Genomic DNA, 12,041 nt, shown 5'->3' on the forward strand with positions numbered 1-12,041 from the left:
CATGACTGAGGAAACCACCGAGACCACGACGGAGGCCACTGGCCACGACGATGCCCGCCACAGCGAGAAGATGGCCAAGAAGAAGGCCGCGCGCGACAAGATCATGGCGACGAAAACGGGCGAGAAGGGCCTGATCATCGTCCACACCGGCAAGGGCAAGGGCAAGTCGTCATCCGCCTTCGGGATGATCTTCCGCCATATCGCGCATGGCAAGCCATCGGCCGTCGTGCAGTTCATCAAGGGTGCGATGTGGACGGGCGAGCGCGACCTTATCGAAAAGCATTTCTCCGATGTCTGCCAGTTCCACACGATGGGCGAGGGCTTCACCTGGGAAACGCAGGACCGCGCCCGCGACGTTGCGGCCGCGGGTGCTGCCTGGGAGAAGGCGAAGGAGCTGATCCGCGACGAGCGCAATTCCATGGTGTTGCTCGACGAGATCAACATTGCGCTGCGCTACGACTATATCGATATCAACGAGGTCGTGGAGTTCCTGAAAACGGAAAAGCCCTATATGACTCACGTCGTTCTCACCGGGCGCAATGCCAAGGATGAGCTGATCGAAATTGCCGATCTGGTGACGGAGATGGAGCTGATCAAGCATCCATTCCGCTCGGGCATCAAGGGGCAGGCGGGCGTGGAGTTCTGATGACGCAGAGTTGGGTTTTCTGGGCGGTCTTGTCCGCCTCTTTCGCGGCGCTGACGGCGATCTTCGCGAAGATCGGCGTCGCCGGTGTCAATTCGGATTTCGCGACGCTGATCCGCACCGTCGTCATTCTTGTCATCAGCAGCGCCATCGTGCTGGCGAGCGGGCAGTGGCAGCCGTTCTCCAGCATCTCGTCGAAGACCTGGTTGTTTCTATGCCTTTCCGGCGCTGCGACGGGCGCGTCTTGGCTTGCCTATTTCCGCGCCTTGAAGATCGGCGATGCGGCGCGCGTCGCGCCGATCGACAAGCTGTCGATTGTTCTCGTCGCCATCTTCGGCGTCGTCTTTCTCGGCGAGAAGCTGAACATGATGAACTGGCTCGGCGTCAGCTTGATCGCCGCAGGAGCGTTGCTTCTCGCGCTGTTCTGAGGTTCAGAGCCCCAGCCAGACGCGCAGCGGATTGGCGGGGTCGGACAAGAGCTTGATCGTGAACGCGATGCAGACGATGACGAGCAGAGGCTTGATCAGCTTGGCGCCGATGCGCATGGCGAGCCGCGAACCGAGCTGGGCGCCAAGAAACTGGCAGACGCCCATCATCAGGCCGATCTTCCAGAGGATGGCACCGAAGGACACGAAGATCGCGAGCGCGCCGACGTTCGAGCCGAAGTTCAATAGCTTGGTGTGGGCCGTCGCCTTCAGCATGCCGAAGCCAGCCAGCGACACGAAGCCGAGCATGAGGAATGAACCGGTGCCGGGGCCGAAGACGCCGTCGTAAAAGCCGATGGCCGGCACCAGCGTGAGACCGAAGGCGAAGGGTGTGATGCGGCGGTGCTTGTCGACATCGCCAAGATTCGGCTTCAGAGCAAAGTAGAGCGCGATCGCGATCAGGAGCACCGGCATGATTGCCCTCAGCACATCGCCCGGCACGATCGTTGCAAGTGCCGCGCCGAGTGCACCACCCATGACCGCCATCAACGCCATCGGTAGCTGATCGCGCAGGTTCACGTGGCCCTTGCGGGCGTAGGCGATGGTGGCCGATGCCGCGCCGCATACCGATTGCACCTTGTTGGTACCCAGCGTCTGGAGTGGCGGGATGCCCGCTATCAGCATGGCCGGAACGGTGATCAGGCCGCCGCCGCCGGCAATCGCATCGACGAAACCGGCAAAGAAGGCTGCGAGAGCAAGGAGAAAGAGCAGGTGGGGGGCAAGATCGGACAAAGGGAAACCTGTGGGAATGCTAATGCACTGTGTCGGCGCGCTTGTTGCATTTACGGGCTGAGGCTGCAATGGCTTGCGTGACACAGGCAACCGGCATTTCGTTGATATGACCGCACTCTCCTTCGATACGACCCGCCGCTACGTGCTCGGCCTCGGCTGCGAGCGCGCGACATCGCCCGACGAAGTCATGGCGTTGGTCGCTTCGGCTCTGGAGTTGGCGGGAGTCGCGCCCGATCAGGTGGCCGGGCTGGCGTCGATCGATTCCCGTCGCGGCGAGCCGGCGATGGCGTTGGTTGCCGCGCGCCTTGCGGTTCCCTCGGTGTTCTTCGATGCCGAAACGCTCGAGCGGGAGACGCCGAGGATCAAGAACCCTTCCGATGTCGTCTTTGCGCGGGTGGGCTGCCATGGGGTTGCGGAATCCGCGGCACTTGCGGCGATCGGCCCCCATGCCGAGCTTGTGCTGCCGAAAATCAAATCAGCGCATGCGACGGCCGCGATCGCACGCGCCCTGTTGCGGAAAGAATAGCGCTCGCTATGGTGACCGCCGATGCAGCCGCAGCGGTTCTGTCGTGCGGCTGCCAATAGATGACATGAAAACATGCAAGAGGGACGATTATGCATAAGGTGATTTACGATACGGATCCGGGTGTTGACGATGCGATGGCGCTGCTTTTCCTGCACCGTCATGCCGACATCGATCTGATCGGCATCACGACCGTGTTCGGTAACGCCTCGATCGAGACGACGACGCGCAATGCGCTGTTCCTCAAGCGCGAATGGAGCATTCCGGCACCCGTCGCCAAGGGCGCGAGTGTGACGATCGATCCGTCGCGCAAGGAAGGCGCCTGGCCGACCTTCGTGCATGGCGATGACGGGCTCGGCAACATCAACGTTCCCGAGGTGGTCGACGTGCCGCTCGATCCGCGTCCGGCCTACAAGTTCATCATCGACACCGTGCGCGCCAATCCGGGTGAGGTGACGCTGGTCGCCGTCGGGCGCATGACCAACCTTGCGCTGGCGCTGAAGGAAGATCCTGAGATTGCCGGGCTTGTGAAGCAGGTCGTCATCATGGGCGGCAACTTCTATGTGCCTGGTAACGTGACACCTGTGGCCGAAGCCAATATCCATGGCGACCCCGAGGCCGCCGATATCGTTTTGACCGCGCCGTGGCAGGTTGTCGTCATCGGTCTCGATGTCACCGCCATCACCACGATGAGCCGTGGCTATCTCGGCGAGATGGCTGCCAAGGGCGACAAGGCCGTGCAGCTGCTCGACAAGCTCTCGCAGTTCTACATCGATTTCTACAAGCATGCCGTCGATGACGGGATGATGGTGCATGACAGCTGCGCCTGCGTCTATGTCGTGGCGCCGGAGCTGTTCACCACGATCTCGGGCGCGATGCGGGTCGTGTGCGGTGGCATCGCCGATGGCCAGACGATCATCAAGCAGGACGGCCGTCGTTTCCCGCCGGGCGATTGGGACGGCCTGCCGAGCCAGATCGCCTGCACCGGTATTCAGTCGCAAGAGGTCATCGACCTGATCCGCGACACGTTGCTCAACGCTTAGTCGGCAATCGTCATCAGTATTTCGGCGCAAGCGCATTGGCGAATCCATTCAGCCGCTTGCGCCGATATCTTCATAATCTGAGTCCGCTTGGCGGGCTGTAATCGGCGTGATCGTGTCGTGCATCTTCGCCGCGTTTGCGGCGTTGACGTCGTCGGCCGCCGGGCATAGATCATCGTCATGATCGAAACGGTACTTTCTCACCTCCCGGCGATGGACCCCGGCAGTGTCTGGCTCGTGGGCGCGGGGCCCGGCGACCCGGGCCTTTTGACGCTGCTTGCGGTCAAGGGGCTGATGGAAGCCGATGTCATCGTGCATGATGCATTGGTCGATGCCGAATGCCTGAAGCTGGCGCGGCCGGGCGCCGTTCTCGAATATGCCGGCAAGCGCGGCGGCAAGCCTTCCGCCAAACAGCGCGACATTTCGCTTCGCCTCGTCGAACTCGCGCAGGCGGGTAATCGCGTTCTGAGGCTTAAGGGTGGCGATCCCTTCGTCTTCGGTCGTGGCGGCGAAGAGGCGCTGACGCTGGTCGAATATAACGTCCCGTTTCGCATCGTGCCGGGGATATCGGCGGGGATCGGCGGGCTTGCCTATGCGGGTATCCCCGTGACCCACCGCGACATCAATCATGCGGTGACGTTTTTGACCGGCCACAATTCATCGGGGCTGGTGCCGGACGCGATAAACTGGGATGCTATAGGCAAGGGCTCGCCCGTCATCGTCATGTATATGGCGATGAAGCATATTGCCGAGATCAGTGCCAACCTGATTGCCGCGGGGCGCTCGCGCAACGAGCCGGTCGCCTTCGTCTGTAACGCGTCGACGAGCGCGCAACAGGTGCTGGAAACAACGCTCGGCGAGGCACCGGCCGCGGCGCTGACATCGGGTATCGAGCCGCCGGCGATCGTGGTGGTCGGCGAGGTTGTGCGGTTGCGTGGTTCTCTCGATTGGCTGGGTGCGCTGGCCGGACGACGGTTGCATCCCGATCCGTTCCGGAGGTCCGGCAGTAAGGAGACGGCATGAGTGGTCTGTTGATTGCAGCCCCGTCCTCCGGGTCGGGAAAGACGACGGTGACGCTTGGGCTCCTCAGGGCGCTTCGCAAGCGCGGGGTGGAGGTCGCGCCTGGCAAGGCGGGGCCTGACTATATCGATCCTGCCTTTCATGCTGCGGCAAGTGGCGTCGCCTGCCTCAATTTCGATCCCTGGGCGATGCGCCCCGAGCTGATCGCGGCGAACGCGACACTGCATCGCTCCGGCGACCGGCTGCTGGTCATCGAGGCGATGATGGGCCTGTTCGACGGGGCGGCCGACGGAAAGGGGACGGCGGCGGATCTGGCGGCGATGCTGGGGCTTTCGGTCGTTCTCGTGGTTGACGCTTCGCATATGTCGCAATCCGTCGCGGCCCTTGTGGCCGGCTTTGCCGGGTTCCGCGCCGATGTGCGGATCGCCGGCGTCATCCTCAATAAGGTTGGCGGCGATCGGCATGAGATGATGCTGCGCCAGGCGCTCGAGGCTAGCCGCATGCCGGTGATCGCCGTCGTGCGCCGCGACGCCGAGATCGCGCTGCCGGAGCGGCATCTCGGTCTGGTGCAGGCTGGCGAGCATGAGGCGCTGGAGAAATTCGTCGAGCATGCGGCGCAGGCGGTCTCGCAGAACTGCAACTTCGACTTCCTGATGCGTGTCGCAAGACAGGGTTTCGCACGGCCCTCGACCGCCAATATCGACCGCCTGCCGCCGCTCGGCAGCCGGATCGCCGTGGCGCGCGATATCGCCTTCGCCTTCTGCTATGAGCACATGCTGCTCGGCTGGCGGCGTCGTGGTGCCGATATCTCATTTTTCTCGCCGCTTGCCGACGAACAGCCGGACCGGACCGCCGACGCCATCTATCTTCCCGGCGGCTACCCCGAACTGCATGCCGGACGGATCGCGGCTGCTTCGACCTTTCGCGAGAGCATGCGCCAGGCGGCCGAAGGCGGGGTGCGGATTTATGGGGAGTGCGGCGGTTACATGGTTATGGGCGACGGGCTGGTTGACGCCAGTGGTGAGCGCCACGAAATGCTCGGTCTGCTGCCGCTGGTCACCAGCTATGAGGAGCGCAGGCGTCATCTCGGCTATCGCCGGGTCTATCCGATCAACGGCTCGTTCTTCACGCAACCGATGACGGCGCACGAGTTTCATTATTCGTCGGTGGTTTCGGAAGGCGAGGCGGACCGGCTTTTCAAGGTGACCGACGCATTGAACAACGATCTCGGCACGGCCGGCCTGCAGCGCTGGCAGGTGGCCGGGTCCTATATGCATCTCATCGATGTGGCAGCGCAGATGAGCGGACCGGCGGGTAGCGCGGGCGGACCGGCACGATGAATGCCCCGATCATCCATGGCGGCGGCATAACGGCTGCCGCAGCCCTTTATGGCGGCAAGCCTGAGGATTGGCTCGACCTGTCCACCGGGATCAGCCCGTTTCCGGCCGTCCTGCCGGAGATCCCCATGCGCGCCTGGCACCGGCTGCCGGATCAGCATCTCGTCCACGAGGCGCGCGAGGCGGCGCGGGAATATTATGGGAGCGGCGTCAGCCTGCCGTTGCCGGTGCCCGGCACCCAATCCGTCATTCAGCTTCTGCCGCGCTTGATTGCGGCGGGTGGGTGCGTCGCGGTTCTCGGGCCGACTTATGGTGAATATGAGCGGGCATTCGTGATGGCGGGTGTCCCTGTCGATCGGCTTGATGGGATCTACGAGATCGGTGACCATCACGCGCTTATCGTCATCGTCAATCCCAACAATCCCGATGGCAGGATCTACCAGCCGGAGATGCTCCTTGATCTTGCACGCCGGTTGGCGGCGCGGGGAGGGATTCTCGTGGTCGATGAGGCGTTCGGCGATACTGTGCCCGAGGCCAGCGTTGCTGGCGATGTCGTGGATCACGCCAATCTCATCGTCTTTCGCTCCTTCGGCAAATTCTTCGGTCTTGCCGGGCTGCGGCTTGGTTTCGTCATTGCGGCGCGGGAGCTTCTCGATCGCTTCGAGAGCCTGCTCGGCCCTTGGGCTGTCTCTGGCCCTGCACTGTCGATCGCCGCTTCCCTTCTGCGCACGGATACCGAGCCGCTGCGGCGCGCGATCGCTGAGCGTAGCGAGGCGATGCGCGACGTTCTGACCAAAGGCGGGCTTCGCATTCGCGGCGGCACCGCGCTTTTCTCGCTGGTCGAAGACGAGGCCGCGGATGCGTTGCAGGCACATCTGTGCGTGCACCACATTCTGGTCCGCAAGTTCGATTATGCCCCTTCCTGGCTGCGCTTCGGCGTGACCGCGGATACCACTGGCGACCTCAGGCTCGCCGATGCCCTGATGAGCTTCAATCGATGATTTTTGAACTGAATCTTCTCGTGCTGGTGCTTGCTCTTATGCTCGACAGGATCGTTGGCGATCCGGATGTGCTGTGGGCGCGGCTGCCGCACCCGATCGTGCTCTTCGGCAAGGCGATCTCGCGGATGGAGACGCTGTTCAACCGCACGGAACTGTCGGGCAAGACCCGGCGGCGCAACGGTATGCTCGTCATCGCGGCCCTGCTTTTGATCGCGATCGCTGCTGGTGTGGCGCTGCATCTGTTCTTCGCGCTGTTCGGGCTTGCAGGCATCTTGCTCGAGGTTCTCTGCGTCACGGTGTTCCTGGCGCAGAAGAGCCTTGCCGATCATGTCGAGGCGGTTGCCACCGGTCTTCGGCAGGGTGGCCTCGATGGTGGGCGAAAGGCCGTGTCGATGATTGTCGGGCGCGATCCGGAGACGCTGGACGAGCCGGCCGTCTGCCGGGCGGCGATCGAGAGCCTTGCCGAGAACTTTTCGGATGGCGTCGTCGCGCCGGCGCTGTGGTATCTGGTGTTCGGCCTGCCGGGTCTGCTTGCCTACAAGATGCTCAACACGGCGGATTCGATGATCGGCCACAAGTCGGAACGCTATGTCGATTTCGGCTGGGCGTCGGCGAGGCTCGATGATCTTGCGAACTGGCCGGCGGCGCGGCTGTCGATCGCGCTGATCGCGGCGGGTGCGTGGCTCCGACGCGGCGGCGATGCTTGCCGCGAGGCGTTCAAGATCGCGATGCGCGACGGGGGCATGCATCGCTCGCCGAACTCGGGACGCCCGGAAGCGGCGATGGCGGGCGCGCTCAACGTGCAACTCGCGGGGCCGCGCGTCTATTCCGGTGTCGTGGTGATGGAGCCGATGATCAACGGCGGAGGCAGAGAGACCGCCGTCATCGAGGATATCGAGAGCGCGGTCTCCGTCTTTTATGCCAGCTGTTCGGTTCTCGCCTTTGTCGCGCTGGTGTTCTTCCTGTTTCTTCTGTAGATCAACGCGATACTGTTATCATATTGATTACCATGCTCCTTAAGCGGATGTAACGTCTCCCGGCGTAGTCTTGTTCAACTGTATTCATGCAGAATGAACGAGGGGACGATGAGAACTATACTTGCAGGAGCTGCGGCGATCGTATTGCTGCAGTTATCGGCCGTTGCTGCCGAGGCCTCGACCTTGATCGCGAAGATCAGCATCAGCTCGCAAACCATGACGGTCACCGAAAACGGCTTCGTCAAATATCGCTGGAAAGTTTCGACGGCGCGCTCCGGTTATAGGACACCTGTTGGTTCGTGGAGCGCCAAGTGGCTGTCGCGCGATCATCGCTCGAAGAAGTATGACGATGCGCCGATGCCATACGCGGTGTTCTTCAATGGTGGCTACGCGGTGCATGCGACCTTCGATCTCAAGCGTCTCGGCCGCCCGGCATCGCATGGATGCATTCGCCTGCATCCCAATAATGCGGCACAGTTTTTCGACATGACGCGGCAGGCAGGCTTGGCCAATACGCGGGTTGTCGTGACCAACTGAGCGAGGCGAAACGTCGCGGAAACGGTTGCCGGCTGCCTTTCGGTGCATGCTGTTTGAGCAACAGTGCCTGCGCAAATTGCGCCTCGGGCTGGACGAAAGCATTGGCTTTTGAAATGGATTTGCCTATGAGGGGGAAAACTATCATTTCCAAGAGGTACAGGCGTGACCGCTACATTCGATAAAGTTGCCGACATCATTGCAGAAACCAGCGAGATCGATCGTGATACGATCACGCCGGAAAGCCATACGATCGACGACCTCGGTATCGACAGCCTCGACTTCCTCGATATCGTTTTCGCCATCGACAAGGAATTCGGCATCAAGATTCCGCTCGAGAAGTGGACGCAGGAAGTCAACGAGGGCAAGGTTTCCACGTCGGAATACTTCGTTCTGAAGAACCTCTGCGCCAAGATCGACGAACTGCGCGCCGCCAAGGCCTGATCGATACGCACAATTTTTTTCCCCGCCCTGTCGCCATTCACCATGGCGGCCGGGCGGTTTTGTTACTAAGTAGGCCCACAGGGTCGCGCTTTGCGAAATCGGCTCCGATTTTCGCAAGGCTCGGTCCTGTCGATTAGAAAATGATAGAGCGTCCTTTGTGCGTCCCTTCGGATGCACGGCGCTCTAGCCGACGGCATGTTGCCTGTGCGGCCGGAGGATCCGATGCTCCTGGAATATTTCCAGATGATCGATCGCGTCGAGGCGGTCGACCTTCAGACTAAGACACTCAAGGCACGCTCCGTCGTGCCGGCCAAGAGCCCGGTGTTCGAAGGTCATTTTCCCGGCATGCCCCTTGTCCCGGGCGTGCTTCTCATTGAAACCATGGCGCAGGCATCCGGCATGCTGGTGCTGGCGGCGACCGATTTCGCGGCCATGCCGTTCCTGATGTCGGTCGATGGCGCGAAGATGCGCACCTTCGTCGAGCCGGAGGCAGTCCTCGATATCGAGGCGTTTCTGGAGCACGACGGCTCGGGCTTCGCGGTCACCAAGGCCAAGATCACAAGCGGCGGCAAGAAGGTTTGCGACGCGCAGCTGAAGCTGCGCACCATGCCGTTCAGCGAAGTACCGCTTGGTGACATCGTCAAGAAACGCGCCAGTGAAATCGGCCTGATGGATGCAATCGCTGCGCAGGGAGTGAATGGATGAGCAAGGCTCAGAATGATGTCGTCATCACGGGCGTCGGTATCGTAACCTGTCAGGGCGTCGGCAAGGAGCCGCATATAGCGCTGCTCAACGCCGCCGACGCGCCGAAGACTGTTGTCGAGACCGAGAAGTTCAAGCCCTATCCGATCCATCCGCTGCCCGAGGTGGACTGGTCTTTGCAGATCGCCAAGCGCGGCGATCAGCGGCAGATGGAAAACTGGCAGCGCATCGGCGTGTTCGCGGCGGGTCTTGCTCTCGACGACGCCGGTCTCAAGGACAATGTCGAAGCCTGCGGCACGATGGACATGATCGTGGCGGCCGGCGGCGGCGAGCGCGACATCAATGTCGACACGCTGATCGTCGACGAAGGCCTGAAGCGCAATGACCGCGAAGTGCTCTTGAACGAGAAGCTGACGACCGAGCTTCGTCCGACGCTCTTCCTGGCGCAACTCTCCAACCTGCTCGCCGGCAATATCTCGATCGTCCACAAGGTCACTGGCTCCTCGCGCACCTTCATGGGCGAGGAATCGGCCGGCATTTCCGCCGTCGAGACCGCGTTCTACCGCATCAAGTCGGGCGAATCCTCGCATGCGCTGGTTGGCGGCGCGTTTTCTGCCGAGCGTCTCGACATGGTTCTGCTGTTCGAGGCGATCGGCTCGCATTCGCGCGGCGAATGGCAGCCCTTGTGGTCGCGCAACGATGGCGGCATCACCAGCGGTTCGCTCGGCGCGTTCCTGGTACTCGAATCGCGGGCGCATGCCGAAGAGCGCGGCGCCCATATCTATTCGACGATCTCGTCCATCGAGGGCGATCGCGGCAATCGCGGCGCCGGCAATCTCGAAAAGCGCCTTGAGCGGCTGCTCGAGCCGGCAAAGGGCCTGCCGGCTGAAAGCACGGCGATCTTCTCCGGTTCCTCCGGCATGCCCGAGCTCGCATCGCGTGAGAAGGCGGTTCTGGAGCATCAGCTGCCGGGCGCTGCCATCCGTGGTTTCGGCGGCGTGACCGGCCATGGGCTGGAGGCGCATTTCACCCTCGGGCTGGCGCTGGCCGCCCTTGCCATCGACGGCGAGGCCAAGGTGCCGGCATTCGACGGCGCCCATGAAAAATCCATGAGTTCAGGCACGAAGGCCGCTGTCGTCACGACGGTCGGGCATCAGCGTGGCGAAGGCGTCGCCGTTCTGTCGGCGGACGCGTGAGGAGCAGGCACATGACGGATCAAGCTTACAAGGATCATCTCGGCCGCCCGATAGTGGCTGTTACCGGCGTCGGCATCATGACCTCGCTGGGGCAGGGCCTCAAGGACAACTGGTCGGCGCTGATATCGGGCAAATCCGGTATCCACGACATCAACCGCTTTCCGACGGACGGTCTTTCGACGCGGATCGCCGGCACTGTCGATTTCATCGACGTTCCGGCGCCGAACGCTGTCGAGCGTTCCTACGCCTTCGCGCGCGAGACGACGATCGAGGCACTGGCTGACGCCGATATATCAGGCGATTTCAACGGCCCGCTGTTTCTCGCGGCACCGCCGATCGAGCCGGAATGGATTGCCCGCTTCGAACTCGGCGATCGTTCGCCGCCGCCCTCGCAGCCGGGCGATGCCTACGACCGCTTCCTGACCGCGATGCGTCAGCGTCCGGATCCGGCATTCCACGAGGCGGCGCTGTTCGGCGCCATCTCGGAGCGTCTTGCCGATCGTTTCGGCACGCGCGGTCTTCCGGTGACGCTGTCGACGGCCTGTGCTTCGGGCGCGACCGCGATCCAGCTTGGCATTGAGGCGATCCGCCAGGGCCGCACGAACCGCGCGCTTGCCGTGGCGACCGATGGCTCGGTGAGTGCCGAAGCGCTGATCCGTTTCTCGTTGCTCTCGGCCCTGTCGACGCAGAACGACAACCCGACCAAGGCTTCCAAGCCGTTCAGCAAGGATCGCGACGGCTTCGTCATCGCAGAAGGTGCGGCGACGCTGGTGCTGGAGTCGCTGGAATCGGCGATCGCGCGCGGCGCGAAGGTACTGGGTATCATGAAGGGCGCCGGCGAGAAGGCCGACAGCTTTCACCGCACCCGATCCTCGCCGGATGGCGGCCCGGCGATCGCGACGATCCGCGCGGCTCTTGCCGATGCCGGTATGGATGAAGGCGATATCGGCTACATCAACGCGCACGGCACCTCGACGCCTGAGAACGACAAGATGGAATATGGATCGATGCTCGCTGTCTTCGGCGACCGCATGGCGTCCATTCCGCTGTCGTCGAACAAGTCGATGATCGGCCATACGCTGACGGCGGCTGGCGCCGTGGAAGCCGTGTTCTCGCTGCAGACGATGCGCACCGGCACGCTGCCGCCGACCATCAACTACACCAACCCGGATCCGGCGATCGTTCTCGACGTGGTGCCGAATGTGAAGCGGGACGCGCAGGTCAACGCCGTGCTTTCCAACTCCTTCGGCTTCGGCGGCCAGAACGCCAGCCTTGTCATGGCGCTGGAACCGGCTTAAGCGGTTTGCGACCATAAATTCCATTGTTGCGGCCGCGCCTAGCAACGGCCTGCGGGACGCAACAGCAAACATAAACCGCGCATCGGCCGTCCGGCTGGTGCGATCGTGA

Annotated in this window: 14 protein-coding genes; 13 read left to right on the forward strand and 1 reads right to left on the reverse strand. The window is 62.5% G+C overall.

Annotated elements, in window-relative coordinates; genetic code table 11:
- Position 1 precedes the first annotated feature (1 nt).
- Positions 2 to 646, forward strand: a complete 645-nt coding sequence (gene cobO, locus ACIQUB_RS03620; RefSeq protein ID WP_037178722.1) for a cob(I)yrinic acid a,c-diamide adenosyltransferase — start codon at positions 2 to 4, stop codon at positions 644 to 646.
- Positions 646 to 1,071 (forward strand): EamA family transporter, encoded by a 426-nt coding sequence (locus tag ACIQUB_RS03625; protein WP_113236178.1) that lies wholly within the window; start codon positions 646 to 648, stop codon positions 1,069 to 1,071. Before cobO ends, ACIQUB_RS03625 begins: the two co-directional genes overlap by 1 nt.
- A gap of 3 nt (positions 1,072 to 1,074) precedes the next feature.
- Here ACIQUB_RS03625 and ACIQUB_RS03630 read toward each other — a convergent pair whose 3' ends face one another.
- Entirely contained in the window at positions 1,075 to 1,860 is a 786-nt protein-coding gene (locus ACIQUB_RS03630; RefSeq protein ID WP_113236179.1) for a TSUP family transporter, read from the reverse strand.
- A gap of 106 nt (positions 1,861 to 1,966) precedes the next feature.
- Here ACIQUB_RS03630 and ACIQUB_RS03635 point away from each other — a divergent pair, with 106 nt between their 5' ends.
- The 11 genes from ACIQUB_RS03635 to ACIQUB_RS03685 all read left to right on the forward strand — a co-directional run bounded on the left by ACIQUB_RS03635 (position 1,967) and on the right by ACIQUB_RS03685 (position 11,932).
- The gene (locus ACIQUB_RS03635) at positions 1,967 to 2,386 is read left to right on the forward strand and encodes a cobalamin biosynthesis protein (protein ID WP_113236180.1); all 420 of its coding nucleotides are present in this window, start codon (positions 1,967 to 1,969) and stop codon (positions 2,384 to 2,386) included.
- An 89-nt stretch (positions 2,387 to 2,475) separates the two neighbouring features.
- Entirely contained in the window at positions 2,476 to 3,426 is a 951-nt protein-coding gene (locus tag ACIQUB_RS03640; RefSeq protein ID WP_402928687.1) for a nucleoside hydrolase, read from the forward strand.
- A gap of 177 nt (positions 3,427 to 3,603) precedes the next feature.
- On the forward strand, positions 3,604 to 4,446 hold the full coding sequence (gene cobA, locus ACIQUB_RS03645; RefSeq protein ID WP_113011161.1) for a uroporphyrinogen-III C-methyltransferase: 843 nt from the start codon (positions 3,604 to 3,606) through the stop codon (positions 4,444 to 4,446).
- Positions 4,443 to 5,783: a cobyrinate a,c-diamide synthase gene (locus ACIQUB_RS03650; protein ID WP_113236182.1), complete on the forward strand. Its 1,341-nt coding sequence runs from the start codon at positions 4,443 to 4,445 to the stop codon at positions 5,781 to 5,783. Before cobA ends, ACIQUB_RS03650 begins: the two co-directional genes overlap by 4 nt.
- Positions 5,780 to 6,781 carry a threonine-phosphate decarboxylase CobD gene (cobD, locus tag ACIQUB_RS03655; protein ID WP_402928690.1) on the forward strand — a complete coding sequence of 334 codons (1,002 nt, stop codon included), beginning with the start codon at positions 5,780 to 5,782 and terminating at the stop codon, positions 6,779 to 6,781. Before ACIQUB_RS03650 ends, cobD begins: the two co-directional genes overlap by 4 nt.
- The gene (gene cbiB, locus ACIQUB_RS03660) at positions 6,778 to 7,758 is read left to right on the forward strand and encodes an adenosylcobinamide-phosphate synthase CbiB (protein WP_113236184.1); all 981 of its coding nucleotides are present in this window, start codon (positions 6,778 to 6,780) and stop codon (positions 7,756 to 7,758) included. The genes cobD and cbiB overlap by 4 nt, the downstream gene beginning before the upstream one ends.
- A gap of 108 nt (positions 7,759 to 7,866) precedes the next feature.
- Positions 7,867 to 8,295: a L,D-transpeptidase gene (locus tag ACIQUB_RS03665; RefSeq protein ID WP_026283377.1), complete on the forward strand. Its 429-nt coding sequence runs from the start codon at positions 7,867 to 7,869 to the stop codon at positions 8,293 to 8,295.
- A 162-nt stretch (positions 8,296 to 8,457) separates the two neighbouring features.
- Positions 8,458 to 8,736, forward strand: coding sequence for an acyl carrier protein (locus ACIQUB_RS03670; RefSeq protein ID WP_018900650.1), 279 nt, complete (start codon positions 8,458 to 8,460; stop codon positions 8,734 to 8,736).
- A gap of 222 nt (positions 8,737 to 8,958) precedes the next feature.
- Entirely contained in the window at positions 8,959 to 9,441 is a 483-nt protein-coding gene (locus ACIQUB_RS03675; RefSeq protein WP_113236263.1) for a 3-hydroxyacyl-ACP dehydratase FabZ family protein, read from the forward strand.
- Positions 9,438 to 10,634, forward strand: coding sequence for a beta-ketoacyl-ACP synthase (locus ACIQUB_RS03680; RefSeq protein ID WP_113236185.1), 1,197 nt, complete (start codon positions 9,438 to 9,440; stop codon positions 10,632 to 10,634). Before ACIQUB_RS03675 ends, ACIQUB_RS03680 begins: the two co-directional genes overlap by 4 nt.
- An 11-nt stretch (positions 10,635 to 10,645) precedes the next feature.
- The gene (locus ACIQUB_RS03685) at positions 10,646 to 11,932 is read left to right on the forward strand and encodes a beta-ketoacyl-ACP synthase (protein WP_047505454.1); all 1,287 of its coding nucleotides are present in this window, start codon (positions 10,646 to 10,648) and stop codon (positions 11,930 to 11,932) included.
- Positions 11,933 to 12,041 lie beyond the last annotated feature (109 nt).

Source organism: Rhizobium sp. NPDC090275, from assembly GCF_044772225.1.
Classification (GTDB): domain Bacteria; phylum Pseudomonadota; class Alphaproteobacteria; order Rhizobiales; family Rhizobiaceae; genus Rhizobium.

Coding starts and splice junctions, on each gene's coding strand:
- cbiB (WP_113236184.1), top strand. CDS start 6,778: ATGATTTTTGAACTGAATCTTCTCGTGCTGGTGCTTGCTCTTATGCTC.
- ACIQUB_RS03685 (WP_047505454.1), top strand. CDS start 10,646: ATGACGGATCAAGCTTACAAGGATCATCTCGGCCGCCCGATAGTGGCT.
- cobA (WP_113011161.1), top strand. CDS start 3,604: ATGATCGAAACGGTACTTTCTCACCTCCCGGCGATGGACCCCGGCAGT.
- cobD (WP_402928690.1), top strand. CDS start 5,780: ATGAATGCCCCGATCATCCATGGCGGCGGCATAACGGCTGCCGCAGCC.
- ACIQUB_RS03640 (WP_402928687.1), top strand. CDS start 2,476: ATGCATAAGGTGATTTACGATACGGATCCGGGTGTTGACGATGCGATG.
- ACIQUB_RS03675 (WP_113236263.1), top strand. CDS start 8,959: ATGCTCCTGGAATATTTCCAGATGATCGATCGCGTCGAGGCGGTCGAC.
- ACIQUB_RS03635 (WP_113236180.1), top strand. CDS start 1,967: ATGACCGCACTCTCCTTCGATACGACCCGCCGCTACGTGCTCGGCCTC.
- ACIQUB_RS03665 (WP_026283377.1), top strand. CDS start 7,867: ATGAGAACTATACTTGCAGGAGCTGCGGCGATCGTATTGCTGCAGTTA.
- cobO (WP_037178722.1), top strand. CDS start 2: ATGACTGAGGAAACCACCGAGACCACGACGGAGGCCACTGGCCACGAC.
- ACIQUB_RS03650 (WP_113236182.1), top strand. CDS start 4,443: ATGAGTGGTCTGTTGATTGCAGCCCCGTCCTCCGGGTCGGGAAAGACG.
- ACIQUB_RS03625 (WP_113236178.1), top strand. CDS start 646: ATGACGCAGAGTTGGGTTTTCTGGGCGGTCTTGTCCGCCTCTTTCGCG.
- ACIQUB_RS03680 (WP_113236185.1), top strand. CDS start 9,438: ATGAGCAAGGCTCAGAATGATGTCGTCATCACGGGCGTCGGTATCGTA.